Origin of the sequence: Peribacillus acanthi (assembly GCF_003073175.1) — a bacterium.
GTDB classification, from domain to species: Bacteria; Bacillota; Bacilli; order Bacillales; family DSM-1321; genus Bacillus_BN; species Bacillus_BN acanthi.
On the sequence record NZ_QBBX01000004.1, the window covers coordinates 214,899 to 231,399 of the forward strand.

Here is a 16,501-nt window from a genome sequence, read left to right on the forward strand (position 1 = left end):
AGTTTATCCCACCATTCCCATTAAGTATACAACAGTGAAAATGAATACCCAAACTACATCGATAAAGTGCCAGTAAAGGCTCGCAATGTAGAATTTAGGTGCATTGTATAAGTTCAAACCTCTTTTGGCATTACGTACCATCAAAGTAGTAATCCAAAGTAAACCGAATGCCACGTGTCCTCCATGGAATCCTACAAGTGTGTAAAAGGCAGAACCGAATGCACTACTTGTAAATGTGTGACCGAACTCATGCACATAGTGATTAAACTCATAAATTTCTAGTCCCAAGAATGCTAAACCTAATAATACTGTTACCAGTAACCAAGCTTGCATTCTTTTGAAGTCATAGTTCTTCATATGATACATAGCATAAACGCTTGTTAACGAACTAGTTAATAGAAGCATAGTTGCTACGAAAACCAAAGGAAGATCGAATAAGTCTTTTGCAAGAGCATGTTCCGAACTTGGAACGCGATCTTTTAATGCAAGGTAAGTAGCAAATAACGAAGCAAACAATACTGTTTCTCCACCAAGGAAAAACCAAAAGCCTAAGAACTTATTTTTCCCTTCCAATGTAGCTTTTTCAGGAGAAGAAGGCCACGTTGCTTCAGTGTATTTTTCTTCAACGTGCATGATTATTTCCCTCCCTTATCTTCATTGATAAGATCTTCTTTATGGATATGGAAACCATGATCGTCTTTGATAGAACGAACAAACATAGATCCTAAAGTGATTCCCAATCCAATGATGATTACTGGTACTCCCCATGATTCTTCTGCACGGTACATTGCACCAAATGCTGCAACGAATAAACCGAAAGAAGTTACGAAAGGAATGAAAGAATTATTTGGCATATGGATATCACCTAATGGCTCTGCAGGAGTCATTTCAGTTTTTCCATCCATTTTTTCAATCCAATAAGCATCTAAGCCTCGAACAAGTGGTAACTGCTTGAAGTTATAGAATGGTGGTGGTGAAGAAATCGCCCACTCAAGTGTACGACCATCTCCCCAAGGATCATTGCCAACTTTTTCGTTTTTCACAGAAGTGATGATGATATTAATTAATAATACAATCGTCGAAATTGCCATGAAGAAGGCACCAACTGTACTTACTAAGTTTCCTGTTTCAAAGCCTTGTCCTGGAAGGAATGTGAATACACGACGTGGCATACCCATCAAACCTAAGAAATGTTGAATAAAGAATGTTAAGTGGAAACCGATTAAGAATAACCAGAAAGTAATTTTTCCTAGTGTTTCATTTAACATAGTACCGAACATTTTTGGCCAGTAGAAAGTTGTACCAGCTAAAAGACCAAATACTACTCCACCAACGATTACGTAGTGGAAGTGAGCTACTACGAAGTAAGTATCATGGAATTGGTAGTCTGCAGCTGCTGCTGCTAACATGATCCCCGTTACTCCACCTGCAGTGAAAGATGGAATGAACGCTACTGCATAAAGCATTGGTGTTGTGAAAGTGATGCTTCCGCCCCACATAGTGAACATCCAGTTAAAGATTTTAATACCAGTTGGTACTGCGATTGCCATAGTAGCAACAGCGAAAATCGCATTAGCAATTGGACCTAAACCAGTTGTGAACATATGGTGAGCCCAAACCATGAATCCTAAGAAACCGATTAAGACTGTTGCGAATACCATTGAAGAGTATCCGAATAGACGTTTTCTTGAGAATGTAGCGAAAATTTCAGAGAAAATACCGAATGCTGGTAATACAAGAATGTATACCTCAGGGTGACCGAAAATCCAGAATAAATGCTCCCAGATAATCGTATTACCACCTGCAGCTACGTCAAAGAAGTTAGCTCCAAACATACGGTCAAAAATCATTAAGAATAACCCTACAGTTAATGGAGGGAAAGCAAATAAAATTAAAGCAGATACAACAAACGTTGACCAAGTGAAAAGTGGCATACGCATATATGTCATACCAGGTGTACGCATCGTAATGATTGTAACTAAGAAGTTAATACCCCCGATTAACGTACCCGCACCGGAAATCTGTAGTCCAAGTGCATAAAAATCAATACCGTGTCCTTTAGACTCTAAGGATAGAGATGCATAAGATGTCCATCCTGCGTCTGGTGCTCCTCCTAAAAACCATGAAAGGTTTAAGAAAACACCACCAAAGAAGAATAACCAAAAACCAAGTGAGTTTAAGAATGGGAATGCAACGTCACGTGCCCCAATCTGAAGTGGCATTACTGCATTCATCATCGCAAACACTAACGGCATCGCCGCAAGGAATATCATGGTTGTACCATGCATCGTTAAAATTTCATTATATAGACCGGCACTTACAAAATCATTGTTCGGAACAGCAAGCTGAATTCGGATGAACATTGCTTCTAATCCACCAACAATGAAGAAAAAGCCACCAGCGATTAGGTATAGTATGGCAATTTTCTTATGGTCTACTGTTGTTAAGTAGTCCCAGATCGTTGCGCCAAAACCTTTTTTCTGAGCGTACGTACTCACGCTGTAACCTCCCTTTGTTTCAAGGTTTCCCCTATTTTTCTTCTACTTTTAATCCCATTAAGTATGCAGTAAGAGCATCAAGTTGTTGCTCATCTAACTTTCCATAAGTACCAGTCATTGTATTACCTGGCTTATATTTTTCTGGATCTTTTAACCAGTTCTTTAAATCTTGCTCTGAATGATCTAACACACCAGCAATACGCTCACGCTCTCCAAATGTTGCTAAGTTTGGAGCCTGACGAGCAAGTTCTGGACGTGCATCATTAGGTGTTACAGCATGGCATCCGATACAGCTTTTATTGAAGATTTCTTGACCTTCTTGAGCAAGTGCATTGTCAACCACTGGTTCTTTAACCGCTTTCATATCCTTTGTCCACTGTTTGAAATCATCCTGGGACATAGCTTTTACTTTAAAGTCCATTAGAGCATGGGAAGGTCCACAAAGCTCCGCACATTTTCCGTAGAAGATGTTGCTGACATCTTCAGCCTTCTCACTATCAATCTCGAACCAGAATTTGTTTACTGTGTCTGTGTTCGTATCCATCTTACCAGCTACTGCAGGTACCCAGAAGGAGTGCTTTACATCAGAAGCAGTTAAATTGAAATAAACCTTTTGATCAGTTGGAAGTACCAAATCTTGGCTTGTGATGATACCTAAGTCTGGATATTCAAACTCCCACCAATAAAGATTAGCTCTTACATTTACAACTAATGCATCCTTTGTTTTGCCATCTTTATCTTTCTTATCCATTGCAGCCACATCAGCAAACTTAAATGTGTACGCTACTACAGGAACAGCAAGAATGATTAACAAAAGAATCGGAATGACTGTCCAAATGATTTCAAGCTTATGGCTTCCTTCAACTTGCTTAGGAATTGTTTTATCATTTCCTTTGCGGCGGAAGCGTAACAAAACATAAATAAAGATGACAGCAACAGCAATGATAACAAACACCATGATTAGTGTGCTTAGAATCATTAAATCATACTGATTTTTTGCTACTTCACCAGCTGGCGTTAAGGTAGAAACAAATGGCTCCCCGCAGCCTGCCAGTACTAGCGTCAAGATGGCAAATAATGAAACTAGACGCCAATTTTGCAGCCGTTTTTTCATAACGATTGAAACCCCTCTTTCGTAAAAATTTCTCACAAAACTGAACATTGATTAACAGTTGTGAGAATTCTCTCTATTAATAATTTCTTACAGAAAAATAAGAAAGAATTCCTAAATTAAAGTTACGATAACCATCGCGACAAACAGGATAGTAAGATAGTTTAATGAATAAACAAACATTAGTTTTGCCCATTTAATATCATCTTCCCATCTATACCCATAAATTCCTAGTGCTAGCCATCCTACATTTAAAATTATTGCAAGAATTACAAGCGGCATACCCAATGATGTAAGGAAGAATGGAGTTGGCTGTAAAAACACAATCCATAACATCGTTGATAGTTTAGTTCTTGCAAATCCTTTTACTACAGGTAACATGGGAACCCCAGCAGCACGATATTCTTCACAGCGCTTCATGGCAAGTGAATAAAAATGAGGTGGTTGCCAAATAAACATGATTAGGAAAAGAATCCAAGCTAGTGTGCTTAAGTTCGCATCCACTGCAGCCCAACCGATTAATGGTGGAACAGCTCCAGAAAAACTACCAACAATCGTATTTGCAGCATATTTTCTTTTTGTCATCATCGTATAGAAAACGACATATGAAACAACTCCAAACAACCCTATTAGAGTAGCTGTCCAAGTAGTGAATGCAAGGAGAATGAGTCCGGCGATGACAAGTGAAAATCCCAGCGCAAGTACTTTTGCCGGGTCTACCTTACCAGTGACAGTCGGTCTCGTTTTGGTTCTTTCCATTAAATGATCAATATCCCTATCAATGTAATTATTTAAACTGCAAGATCCAGCAATGATTAATGCTGAGCCCGCTAGAGTAAAAAACACTGTATCAAGATTGGTCAAGAAATGCTCATTCGCAAAAAATAATGCTAACCACAACCCTGTGAAGGTCGTAATCATATTGGAGTTCACAATCCCTATTTTAATTAGGGCCATGAAATCCTTCCAGGCAGTTGTATTTGGTATATCAGCTTGAAGGCTTGGTTCATTGCTCTTCAGAGAAGACTGTGCCAAAGCCTTTGGATTCGACATATATTTTCCCCCTCTATCAGATTCCACAACTATAAAAAAGTACCCATTCCTTAACTATAAAACATTATTGCATACTTTTCTATATTTGAATTCAAGGAAGTAAAAACTAATAAATGGCAATAATCAATTAATGGGGAGAAAAACATACTCATTAAAGTTATTAGCCTAATATAATTTTCATTTACATTTCTTCTGTTGTCTATTAAATCACATTTATTAGGTTTTTTGTGAAATATTTTTGGATATTTTATGTCCAATTTGTGACTCATTCTAGGCGAAATATATCCAATTTATCCCTAAGTTATGTAGTGTTTTCACCATTAAAGAACATAAGTATGCAAATGAATAAGAGATGACTTTCCTTGTCGAATTCAACAATCTCTTGATATAACTGGGAATATGATGACTCCATACTATTTCTAACAAATTATTGAATAAGTTTCAACAGTTTTCCCTATTATAATACAATAAATTTTTCATAACTAAAATCCTTGTAAAAATCTATCCGTTTGTGTAACATCGATAAAGTGTGTGGGGTATTCGTCACACTTTCTATTGTGACATTAATCCATTGGATCTCTATGGATTGCTTATTCAGTTTTCTTTAGATTTTTCTAGTACAAAATTATAGTAATTTAGTACCTCTATTATTTTAAGATTGTTTTCTTGTTCGTTCTACTTTATTCATTAAGAAGGTGAAAAACGCATGTCCAAACCTTTAAAATGGTTTGCCGTATTAACGACAATCGGCATGCTTCTCATACTCCTAGGAGGAGCACTTGTGACGAAAACTGAGTCTGGAGCAGGTTGTGGTGACTCTTGGCCATTATGTCATGGTCAGTTAATCCCGAGTGACATAACGATTGAACTGGTAATTGAACTTGCTCATAGATTAGTGTCAGGTACAGTCGGTTTCATGGTTTTAGCTTTATCTATATGGTCTTGGAAACGTATCGGCCATATAAGAGAGACAAAATTTCTATCTTTTTTATCGTTCTTCTTTTTGCTTTTACAGGCACTAATTGGTGCAGCAGCTGTTAAGTGGGGTCAATCTGACTTTGTTCTTGCCTTACATTTCGGAATATCATTAATTTCTTTTGCCTCTGTTTTCTTGTTAACATTATTGATATTTGAAGTAGATAAAAAGTTTAAAGCTGAGAAAGTCGTTATTGATAAAAAGATGAGCTTTCATATTGTTGGTTTATTGCTTTACACATATGCAGTTGTGTATACAGGCGCTTTAGTCAGACATACAAATTCTAGTTTAGTTTGTAAGGACTGGCCAATGTGTGTGAATGGAGAATTCACACTTCCAGCAAACATGTATGAATGGGTGCAAATGGGTCACCGCTTCTTAGCCGGTTTAGTATTTGTATGGGTAGCATATATCGTATTCGGTTTACTAAAGCACTACAAACATCAAAAAGTTGTGTACTGGGGTTGGATCATCTCATTTATTCTTGTAACACTACAAGTTATAGCTGGAGGGTTAATTATCATTAGCCGCTTAAACCTATATATTGCCCTATCTCATGCACTATTCATATCCCTATTCTTTGGTGTATTAAGTTATTTACTATTACTAACAACTCGAAGCAGTAGAAATGCTCTATTACAAGAAAAAGTGTCCAAAGAAAAAGACATAACAGTTTAAAAGGATAGAGTGGAATCCCACTCTATCCTTTTTTTTATCCTCTTACTATTTCTAATAGTAAATCTCCCGTATTTATCCCCTCGCCATTAGAAACATGAATCCCTTTTATAACACCTGTAAATGGAGCTTGAACAGTTGTTTCCATTTTCATGGCTTCAGTAATTAAGAGGTGATCTCCTTTTTTAACTTTTTCTCCTTTTTCAACCAAAACTTTGATGACAGTACCTGGCATCGTCGCTCCAATATGGGTCTCGTCCTTCGGGTCAGCTTTTATTTTTGATGCTACACTTGATTTAATACTCTCATCCTTAATAATCACTTCACGTTGTTGTCCGTTTAGTTCAAAATACAGGACTCTTGTACCATCAGGCTGAGGCTGCCCTATTGAAACTAATTTAACAATTAATGTTTTACCGGTCTCTATTTCAACTTCTATTTCTTCTCCTAATCTCATACCGAAAACAAATGTTGGTGTATCTAGATTAGACATGTCCCCGAATTGATCTAAAGTTTTATTGTAATCTAAAAATACCTTCGGATATAGAGAATACGCCATAACGTCAAAATCAGTTACTTCTCTGCCAATCTCACGGAACAATTCTTCTCTTAGAGTATTGAAATCAACATCGTCAAGCAATTCTCCAGGGCGGACAGTGATTGGCTCTTTATTCTTTAGAATGACTTTTTGAAGTTCCTTAGGAAATCCTCCAGTCGGTTGTCCTAAATATCCCTCAAACAACTCAATTACTGAATCTGGGAAATCAATAGTTGTACCCTTTTCAAGAACACTTTCTTCATCTAGATTATTCTGTACCATGAATAGGGCCATATCCCCTACAACTTTTGAAGATGGAGTAACTTTAACAATGTCTCCAAACATGAGATTCACTCTTCGGTACATATCTTTAACTTCTTCCCAACGCTCTCCTAATCCTACACCTTTTGCTTGTTGTTGAAGATTAGAATATTGGCCACCTGGCATTTCATGCTCATAAACCTCTGTATGAGGTGCCACCATTCCACTTTCAAAATCGGAATAATATTTTCGAACATCCTCCCAATAGTACGAAAGCTGTTCCAATGCTTTAATATCTATGTTTGGTTTTCGTTCAGATCCTTCCAAAGCGTAATAAAGAGTGTTTGCACTTGGTTGTGAAGTCAACCCCGCCATCGTGCTCAAAGCTGTATCTACTATATCCACGCCTGCATCGATCGCTTTTGAATAAGTCAAAATGCCATTCCCGCTCGTATCGTGCGTATGCAGATGTATAGGTAATGATACAGTATCCTTTAGTTCTGATATTAGTCTATAGGCAGCTGCCGGCTTTAATAATCCAGCCATGTCTTTGATAGCAAGGATGTGTGCCCCTTGTGCTTCAAGTTCTTTTGCCAGATTTTTATAATAGGTAAGATTGTATTTGGTTCTCGTTGGGTCATTGATATCTCCTGTATAACAAATAGCAGCTTCTGCAACTTTCCCGTTATCTCTTACCGCTTCAATCGCAATTTCCATTCCTTTGACCCAGTTCAAGCTATCAAAGATACGGAACACATCCACCCCTGCATGTGAAGATAGTTTTATAAACTCACGAATCACATTATCGGGATAATTTTTATAACCAACTGCATTTGATCCTCTAAATAACATCTGGAATAAAATGTTCGGCATTTTTTCTCGTAATGCCAATAGACGATCCCACGGGTCTTCTTTTAAGAAGCGGTAAGCCACATCAAACGTAGCACCACCCCACATTTCTGAAGAAAACAAATTCGGTAAAAGCTTCGCAGTAGGTTCAGCAATATGTACTAAATCATTCGTTCTTACTCGTGTAGCAAGTAACGATTGATGAGCATCCCTGAAAGTCGTATCGGTTACCAATACTTCCTTTTGTTCCTTTATCCATCGGACTAAGCCATCTGCTCCTTCACGTTCTAAAATCTGCTTTGTACCCCCACGGAAATCCACTTCAGGTACTATTGGTATCCTTGGTTTTTCAAAAACAGGCTTCTTTCGTTTTTCAACGCCAGGAAACCCGTTCACCGTAACATTTCCAATATAGGAAAGCATCTTTGTGCCACGGTCTTTTCGCACAGGGAAAACAAATAATTCAGGAGTAGTATCTATAAAGGATGTATCGTACTCTCCATTTCTAAATTTCTCATGGAGTATAACATTTTCTAAAAAGGCAATGTTTGTTTTGATACCTCTAATTCTAAATTCCTTTAAATTCCTTACCATTTTTCTTGCTGCTTGATCGAAAGTTAAAGCCCAAGTAGAAAGCTTCACTAATAGTGAATCATAATAAGGTGTAATGACAGCTCCTTGATACCCATTTCCAGCATCAAGACGTACCCCGAATCCACCACCAGAGCGATAAGCCATAATCTTACCAGTATCTGGCATGAAATTATTCAAAGGATCTTCGGTTGTTACTCGAGATTGAATGGCAAAACCGTGAGTTTTAATTTCTTCTTGCTTAGGTATGCCAACTTCACTACTATGTAAACTGAAGCCTTCTGCGATTAATATTTGTGATTGTACAATATCGATTCCAGTAATCATCTCTGTTATCGTATGCTCTACTTGAACACGAGGATTTACTTCAATAAAGTAGAACTCTTCCCCTGCTACAAGGAATTCTACCGTACCTGCATTTAAGTAATCCACATTCTTCATTAATTTGACTGCAGAATCACAGATTCTACTTCTTAAATCTTCAGACAGTGAAACAGATGGCGCAATCTCTACCACTTTTTGATGCCTTCTTTGGACTGAACAATCCCGTTCAAACAAATGGACAATATTACCTTCATTGTCTCCTAAAATCTGCACTTCAATATGTTTTGGGTTTTGGATGAACTTCTCGACGTAGACTTCATCATTTCCAAATGCAGCTTTTGCTTCTGATTTGGCACGATCGTAGGCCTCCCTAACTTCTTCAAGACTCCCTACAATCCTCATGCCTCTACCACCACCACCTAGTGATGCCTTTATGATGATTGGAAATCCATGTACCTTTCCGAATTTAATTACATCCTCAAGACCTTTAACAGGGCCATCACTTCCTGGTATAACAGGGATTTCTGCCAATTCGGCTTGAGTCCTTGCTTTTACCTTGTCACCAAACATATCCAGGTGTCTTGAATGAGGACCAATAAAAATAATTCCTTCTTCTTCACATCTTTTTGCAAAATGAATGTTCTCAGATAAGAATCCATAACCTGGATGAATCGCATCCACTCCGCTGTTCTTAGCGATCTCTATTATGCCTTCAATATCTAAATAAGCATCAATTGGCTTTTTCCCTTCACCTACTAAATAAGCCTCGTCAGCTTTAAATCGATGATAGGACCCAGAGTCCTCTTTCGAATAAATCGCAACAGTTCGGATTTCTAGTTCAGTACATGCGCGAAAAACACGGATTGCTATCTCCCCACGGTTTGCCGCAAGAACTTTTCTAATTCGTCTCTCCAACTTCTACACCTCTTCGTTATTTTATTGTGTGTAATTTATGTTACTCCATTGAATGAATAATACGATGGAGAAACTAGCGAAATAATACGAAAATTCAGACAAAAAATGGCAGATTCGGACTTCAATTACAAATCCGAATCCTACAATGATTATGAAGAAGAAAAAACTTTAAATGGGAATTTTTTCTTCATTTCAATCTGTTTTTCATTTTCTTTAAATTTATATTTATTTTCATAATTTGTGAACATAGATACATTCACAAGGATTCCAGCAGCTATTCCTAAAAGTAAAATGGATGAACCACCATAACTCACAAAAGGTAAGGTAACACCTGTAAGAGGAATTGACCCAGACATTCCCCCAAGATTAATGCAGGATTGGATGCCTATCATACTTGATATTCCTATTGCTAATAGACTACCAAATGGGTCTCTGCACCTTTTTGCCACAAAATATCCTTTGATGACGATTAAAGCTAAACTACCTATTACAAAAACAACGCCAATAGCTCCAAGTTCTTCGGAGATTACTGCCATAATGAAATCAGTATGTGGTTCAGGAAGATACCCATATTTTTGAACACTTTCCCCTAAACCAACACCTTTCAAACCCCCAGATCCTATAGCGATATACGAATTTACAAGTTGATACCCCTGTTTTTGTTCATACTTAAACGGATCTATGAATGAATAAATACGTCCCATGCGATTTTCTGAAAAAATATCATCCTTTAAAAATAGGATGAATGGTGAAAGCAACACCGCGAAGAACAGCCCTATTGCTAACAACTTTGACATGGTTTTTAAATTTATCCCCGAACACATAATGATAGTTGCAGCAATCAAGAAAATAATAAAAGCAGTTCCGAAATCAGGCTGTGCAGCAATCAATAAGCAGATGATCACAAGGAAAATAATGGGTGGTACAACACCTTTATCAAATTGATTTATGTATTCTTGCTTTTTAGCATAAATAGCTGACATATAAATAATGACACCAATCTTGATAAACTCAGCTGGTTGCAGATTCCTAGCCCCTAGATTTAGCCAACTTTTAGCATTTCCCGCCACATGCCCAAAAATAAATAGAGTTAGTAAGATAAAGATTGAACCTACAAAAATCAACATTAACACTTTTTTAAATTGATAGATTTTGTAGGGTAGTAAGGCGGCTCCAACGAAGGCGATAAATGCCAACACTAAATTTATTTTTTGTTTTTGATAGAAAAAATCGCTTGACACTTCATGTCTCATCGGCCCATTTACCATACTTGCACTGTATATCATTACTAGTCCGAATAAACTTAAAAGTACTATTACTACAATTAAGGTATAATCATAAGATTTTAATATTCGTTTTAACATCTTTTCACATCTCATTCAATTAGTATAACTCATTTGATATTAGTATATCACTTTGAGCTTTGAAAGCAATTATTTTACCATACTATTAATGTTTGGATTGTAAAAAAACTCAAACGAATCCTAAGATTGTTTGAGTTTTCGCAAAGCTCTTATTTTTTCATCGATGCTTCATGCAGAGCGGATAATTCTCTCTCAAGCTGTTCAAGAAGGGATTTTCCTTCCTCTTCAAGTACTAAACCTAATCGTACAGCAAAATCAATTTCCCTGGATAATCCGAACATTTGAGTATCTAACACCTCTTCATAAAGAGGACATTGAGGCATTGTAAGATTGTCCATTTGAACTTTTATAAGCTTAAGTATTTTATCAGCATCTGCTTTTAATAAAGCAAAAGCTCGTTCACGATGATTAACGATCATTTCCGACGTCATTCCTCTTAAATCCCCCATTTCAGAGCGATTAGCCTATTCTATCTTTTAAATTTTAACCTTATTACTATAAAATTGCAAGAAATTAACGCTATTTATCCAAGCTATCAAATTCCTTAAGTAGTAGTGAGAGATAATAGTTTGAAATAATATGTTATGTTGATAAAAACATTTGAAGTGTAGCCTTATATATAGATATACTAAATGTTAGTGGATGGATGAATAGGCATTGAAGGAGATTACACAATGGAAAATATTATTCTTATTAAAGGAAACGTGAAATTCCCAATCACTCTGGATCCAGGTGTATGGATTTTTGACGATAGAAAGAAAGACCTAACCGAATTTTTCAAAGAGGATATAAAAGAAGAATCCCAAGATGAATTGTACACTAAGGCCATTTCTAAACATTGGGATAGAGAGATTATGGAAGGGGCAGTTTATCCCCCAACATTAAAAACGGAAAAGAAATTCGAAAAAGAAAGACTTTTGAATGGAACTTTCGCAATCCAATTACTACCTTTTTTAAAAAACTCAGAGCCTGCACGGGAAGCTCAAACATTAATTATTGAAACGGAAGATACTCAAATACCAATACCATTGGAAGAAGCTGACTCGTTAATTTTATTATTCGCCATAGATGGCAAGCCTATTAAGGAAGATGGACCTGTGCACCTATATTTTAATCGTGGTGATTATAAAGAACAACCTATTAAAAATATTCGAGCATTCATAGTTGAATAAAGATCTGTAAAGGGTGACTCATAAGACATTTCCCCACTACCATGTGAGTGGAGACTGTCTTATACATTGAGTCACCCCTTTTAATTAAAGAATATTAGCGGCCAATTGAGCCAATCCAGACCTTTCCCCTTTGACTAATTTGACATGCCCCGCGATAGCCTGGTCTTTGAATTTTTCTACAACATAAGTCAATCCATTGTTATATTCGTCTAAATAAGGATGATCGATTTGTTCTGGATCACCCATTAGGACAATTTTACTTCTCTCTCCAACACGGGTTAAAATAGTTTTCACTTCATGCTTTGTTAAATTTTGTGCTTCATCAATGATGATGAATTGATCTGGGATACTTCTCCCCCTAATATACGTCAAAGCTTCTACTTCAATCGAACCCATACCAGCTAAGATTGCATCTAGTTCACCAGGTTTTTTTGTATTAAATAGATACTCCAAATTATCAAATATTGGTTGCATCCAAGGTCTCAGCTTTTCTTCCTTTTCCCCAGGCAAGTACCCAATATCCTTACCTACTGGTACAATGGGTCTTGCCACCAATAATTTCTTAAAAATACGTAAATCCTCAGTCTGCATGAGACCTGCAGCTAATGCCAATAATGTCTTTCCGGTACCAGCCTTCCCAGTAAGGGTAACTAAAGGTAAATCTGTACGAAGCAACAACTCCATTGCCATCGTTTGTTGGACGTTCCTAGATTTGATACCCCAGATATGTTCCGAATTTAAGACCAGTTTTTTCACTTTTTTCCCCGTTGCATCTATTTTCCCTATCGCTGAAGCGGATCCTCCTAATGCATCCTTCATAATTAAGAATTGATTGGGATAAAACGGATGATTAGAAAAATCTGATACCTGCAATTCCTGCTTTTCGTAAAACTTATCTAAGGTTTCTTTTTGTATATAGAGTTCCAAGAAACCACTGTAAATATGATCAACATCTACAACACGATCGTTCAAAAAATCTTCAGCGAATAGCCCTATTGCATCTGCCTTAACCCTAACTAAAGTATCTTTACTAACAAGAACCACTTTCCTGCCGTCCACCTTAGCTTCTTCTTCAAGTGCTAAATTTCTGGCAATAGCTAAAATGCGATTATCATTTGTTTTTTCCACAAATATTTCTTGTAGTTCATGAAACGAACGATGGTTCAATTCAATTCGAAGTACTCCACCATTATGAAGGGGTATTTTTTCATGTAGTCTTCCTAATTCCCGAAGACTGTCAATCAGCTTTGATACTTGTCTTGCATTCCTCCCCACTTCATCCATGTACCTCTTCTTAGAATCGACTTCTTCTAATACAACCGCCGGAATGACCACTTCATCATCACCAAAGGAAAAAATGGAATATGGGTCCTGCAATAAGACATTCGTATCCAAAACATAAATTTTGTCCAATATGACGCCCCCTGCCGAAAAGTTCTTCTTTTGTCCGAATCCAAACGCTTTCGCGATGTAACGAAACCTACTATTACAATATGTCTAGGACAGGACAGTTGCTAAAATATATGTTCGATTGCATAAAGATAGAAGAACTATTGCAGACTAACTATAAAAAGCTTTGCTCAATTAGGAGGTAATCTTGCGATGAAACATCGATTATTGATACTGCTAACCCTAATGATATTGGGTGGTTGTCAAATGACGAAAGAAAATGCACAAGAAGAAAAAAATAAAGCTGAAGAGAAAGTAATGAATGTTAAGAATTCTGTAATAGAAAATGTGGATACAAAAACAGGTAAGGAAATTTCAAAGCGGCTAGTGTCTTTAGCATCTAAAACGCCGTATGTAAATGATGCAACTGCTGTCGTAGTTGGACCCTATGCAATCGTTGGTATTGATATCGATGCTGAAATTGAGCGATCCCAAGTTGGCTCAATCAAATATTCAGTTGCTGAAGCCATTAAGCACGACCCATATGGAGCTAATGCCATCGTTATTGCTGATCCAGACACGAAGGCACGAGTAGATGAAGTTGCAAAGGATATTGAAAATGGTCGTCCCATTCAAGGCATTATGAATGAGCTCGCTGACATCGCTGGGCGATTAATGCCTGAAATTCCTGGCGACCTTGTTGACCCTGTCCCTTATAAAGCAACCGAAGAACCTAAGGATGCATTGAATAAAAAAGATAAGCAGCTATTGGATAAGGAACAACAAGATCAATCAAATAATTATAAGGATTAGTAACAGAATTATCATGATAATGGATTAACCGATTAACTTTTGTGTTCAAGATTGTTATCTGCGACTTTTGGACTGATATCAGTGAGTTTAGGACTTATCCGTGACTTTTGAAATAGTTTCGTACATTCAGTCCAAATATCCGAAAGTTACTAAAATATCCGTAATTTAATGAAATAAATAAAAAGGATGAACCTTGTATTTTACGGTTCATCCTTTTTCCTATTTAGGCTTTTCTCATTGCTTCCATTACTTGATTATCCAATTTGGCCGCTGCATTTTTATCATACGTTTTATCATATTGAGGTTCAGTGACTATCTTAGAGCCGTAAAACATGACATCCCGCACTTCTTTTACTTTCAGTTCGATAAGAGCCAACTTTAATGGGACTCCTTCTAACTTTTCTTGCTTGACAGATGCTTCCCCACTGATGGAATATGTAGATTCATTTGCAATCAAAGTAATAACAACCGCTGGATTCGCTTTGATATTTTCCACAATTCTAGAGCGGTTATCGACTGAAAAATAAATGGTTTGGGCATCTTTAGCAAGTGTCCAAGAAATAGCATTTACATTCGGTCCGTTAGTTTCATAATCGATGGTAGCCAATGTTACGTAATGCTCTTTTTGTAATGCGTCAAATAAAGGCTGAATTAGTTTTGGTTCAACGATATTAGCCATCGTATCCCTCCTCAGAATATTATTGCTTTGCTTAAGTATAAGCGAAAAATAGTAATGTATTCAAGAATACGCACAAGATTGAAATTCCAGTAATTATCTTCATGTAGCAATACCTAGCTTGATATTTCTGTTATAATATAGACAATATCACGTTTCGAGGTGCCCAATGAGAGTTAAGTGTGTAATATGTGACAAGATAGAAAACATAGATTCTAATTCACTTCAAGCTAAAAGACTACGTAATAGGCCGATACATACATATATGTGTAATCCATGTCATGAAAGAATTGAAGATAAAACAAATAAACGTCTTGAAACAGGAAATTTCCGTTTTAATCGACCTATTAGTAAGGAAGAAGACTGGTAAACCTTATGATTAGGGGCGTAATTGCGGGAGTTGTTGCAGGTTTAGGCCTTGGGTTCCTTTTAAAAGGAATGGAAAAGATGACAGGTATACCTGTCTATTCCCTTTTATTAAACGTAGATTTCATTCCCTTTTTCCGAGCACATCCATTGTCAGAAATAAAAGAATTCCTATTACATTTGTTAGTTTCGATTTCGATAGGCGTAGTGTACATGTTTTTCGTCACTTCCAATAAAATTACTTCTTATAAAATAGGTTTTCTATACGCTACCCTTCTAACGTTACCTGCCATATTATTATTCTTCCCGTTAAGTTATTTGGCTGTTGATCGAATTGTTCCTAAGCCAAATGATTTTATCGCCATTGCTTTATGGGTATTTTCTCATCTAGTTTATTGTTTAATTCTATCGCTTTTTATTAAACGGAAAGCATAAGCAACTTTATTGTATTAAAAAATCAGCCCTTAAGTTTTTAAGGGCTGATTTTTTAATTAAAATAATTTATATACTAGATAATCCGTTGATTTCCGTTCCGGGCGAACGCTTTCCGCGGGGTGTGACTTGAGCCTCCTCAGTCGCTATGCCCCTTGCGGGGTCTCAAGCTTCACACTCCTCCCGCAGGAGTCGTCGCCCTCCACTCCAATCAACTAAGCGGTTAAAATACAAGAAGTGACGTACAAAATGATGACGAGAAACCAATTAAATGAACGTGAACAATTAGAAGTGTGGGCGATTGATCAACTTGTGCCTAATGACCATTTAGTACTACAAATTGAGGCAGCGATTGTGCCCACAAGGACAGGTCTTAAAATATACGACGACTACGAAGGAAGGATATCGGCAATATAAATCTAATTCATCGATTTGTGTAAAATGTCCTTTTCTATCGCAATGAAAAACCCATCAAAAACTTATACAACGTCATATTTG

General features: G+C 36.9%; 15 protein-coding genes. 6 read left to right on the forward strand and 9 right to left on the reverse strand.

All coding sequences use genetic code 11. From position 1 onward, the window contains the following. Positions 1-3 precede the first annotated feature (3 nt). The 4 genes from DBX25_RS05770 to cyoE all read right to left on the reverse strand — a co-directional run bounded on the left by DBX25_RS05770 (position 4) and on the right by cyoE (position 4,662). Entirely contained in the window at positions 4-633 is a 630-nt protein-coding gene (locus DBX25_RS05770; protein ID WP_108669824.1) for a cytochrome (ubi)quinol oxidase subunit III, read from the reverse strand. 2 nt (positions 634-635) lie between these two features. Continuing rightward, positions 636-2,498, reverse strand: coding sequence for a cytochrome c oxidase subunit I (gene ctaD / locus DBX25_RS05775; RefSeq protein WP_108669825.1), 1,863 nt, complete (start codon positions 2,496-2,498; stop codon positions 636-638). A 31-nt stretch (positions 2,499-2,529) separates the two neighbouring features. Next, entirely contained in the window at positions 2,530-3,612 is a 1,083-nt protein-coding gene (gene coxB / locus DBX25_RS05780) for a cytochrome c oxidase subunit II (RefSeq protein WP_108669826.1), read from the reverse strand. A gap of 111 nt (positions 3,613-3,723) precedes the next feature. Beyond that, positions 3,724-4,662, reverse strand: coding sequence for a heme o synthase (gene cyoE, locus DBX25_RS05785; RefSeq protein WP_108669827.1), 939 nt, complete (start codon positions 4,660-4,662; stop codon positions 3,724-3,726). Positions 4,663-5,368: 706 nt separating this feature from the next. Here cyoE and DBX25_RS05790 point away from each other — a divergent pair. Further along, positions 5,369-6,316: a COX15/CtaA family protein gene (locus tag DBX25_RS05790; protein ID WP_108669828.1), complete on the forward strand. Its 948-nt coding sequence runs from the start codon at positions 5,369-5,371 to the stop codon at positions 6,314-6,316. A 34-nt stretch (positions 6,317-6,350) separates the two neighbouring features. Here the strand turns inward: DBX25_RS05790 and pyc are convergent, their stop codons facing one another. The 3 genes from pyc to DBX25_RS05805 all read right to left on the reverse strand — a co-directional run bounded on the left by pyc (position 6,351) and on the right by DBX25_RS05805 (position 11,586). Then, a complete protein-coding gene (gene pyc, locus DBX25_RS05795; protein ID WP_108669829.1) occupies positions 6,351-9,791 on the reverse strand; it encodes a pyruvate carboxylase in 3,441 nt (1,146 codons plus the stop codon). 149 nt (positions 9,792-9,940) lie between these two features. Continuing rightward, a complete protein-coding gene (locus DBX25_RS05800; RefSeq protein WP_108669830.1) occupies positions 9,941-11,155 on the reverse strand; it encodes an FtsW/RodA/SpoVE family cell cycle protein in 1,215 nt (404 codons plus the stop codon). Positions 11,156-11,304: 149 nt separating this feature from the next. Continuing rightward, a complete protein-coding gene (locus tag DBX25_RS05805) occupies positions 11,305-11,586 on the reverse strand; it encodes an Fpa/YlaN family protein (protein ID WP_108669831.1) in 282 nt (93 codons plus the stop codon). A 243-nt stretch (positions 11,587-11,829) separates the two neighbouring features. Here DBX25_RS05805 and DBX25_RS05810 point away from each other — a divergent pair, with 243 nt between their 5' ends. Beyond that, positions 11,830-12,327, forward strand: a complete 498-nt coding sequence (locus DBX25_RS05810; RefSeq protein ID WP_108669832.1) for a hypothetical protein — start codon at positions 11,830-11,832, stop codon at positions 12,325-12,327. Positions 12,328-12,411: 84 nt separating this feature from the next. Here DBX25_RS05810 and DBX25_RS05815 read toward each other — a convergent pair whose 3' ends face one another. Continuing rightward, positions 12,412-13,740 (reverse strand): PhoH family protein, encoded by a 1,329-nt coding sequence (locus DBX25_RS05815; RefSeq protein ID WP_108669833.1) that lies wholly within the window; start codon positions 13,738-13,740, stop codon positions 12,412-12,414. Positions 13,741-13,929: 189 nt separating this feature from the next. On the opposite strand from DBX25_RS05815, the gene DBX25_RS05820 reads away from it, so the two are divergent. Beyond that, complete coding sequence (locus DBX25_RS05820) at positions 13,930-14,529, forward strand: YhcN/YlaJ family sporulation lipoprotein (protein ID WP_108669834.1); 600 nt, start codon at positions 13,930-13,932, stop codon at positions 14,527-14,529. A 223-nt stretch (positions 14,530-14,752) separates the two neighbouring features. Here the strand turns inward: DBX25_RS05820 and DBX25_RS05825 are convergent, their stop codons facing one another. Beyond that, positions 14,753-15,208, reverse strand: a complete 456-nt coding sequence (locus tag DBX25_RS05825; RefSeq protein ID WP_108669835.1) for a pyridoxamine 5'-phosphate oxidase family protein — start codon at positions 15,206-15,208, stop codon at positions 14,753-14,755. A gap of 166 nt (positions 15,209-15,374) precedes the next feature. Here DBX25_RS05825 and DBX25_RS05830 point away from each other — a divergent pair, with 166 nt between their 5' ends. The 3 genes from DBX25_RS05830 (at position 15,375) to DBX25_RS20800 (ending at position 16,420) form a co-directional block, all read left to right on the forward strand. Then, positions 15,375-15,575, forward strand: coding sequence for a YlaI family protein (locus DBX25_RS05830; protein WP_108669836.1), 201 nt, complete (start codon positions 15,375-15,377; stop codon positions 15,573-15,575). A 5-nt stretch (positions 15,576-15,580) separates the two neighbouring features. Further along, a complete protein-coding gene (locus tag DBX25_RS05835; protein ID WP_108669837.1) occupies positions 15,581-16,006 on the forward strand; it encodes a hypothetical protein in 426 nt (141 codons plus the stop codon). Between the two features lie 246 nt (positions 16,007-16,252). Continuing rightward, the gene (locus DBX25_RS20800; RefSeq protein ID WP_170110117.1) at positions 16,253-16,420 is read left to right on the forward strand and encodes a hypothetical protein; all 168 of its coding nucleotides are present in this window, start codon (positions 16,253-16,255) and stop codon (positions 16,418-16,420) included. Positions 16,421-16,501: the final 81 nt, after the last annotated feature.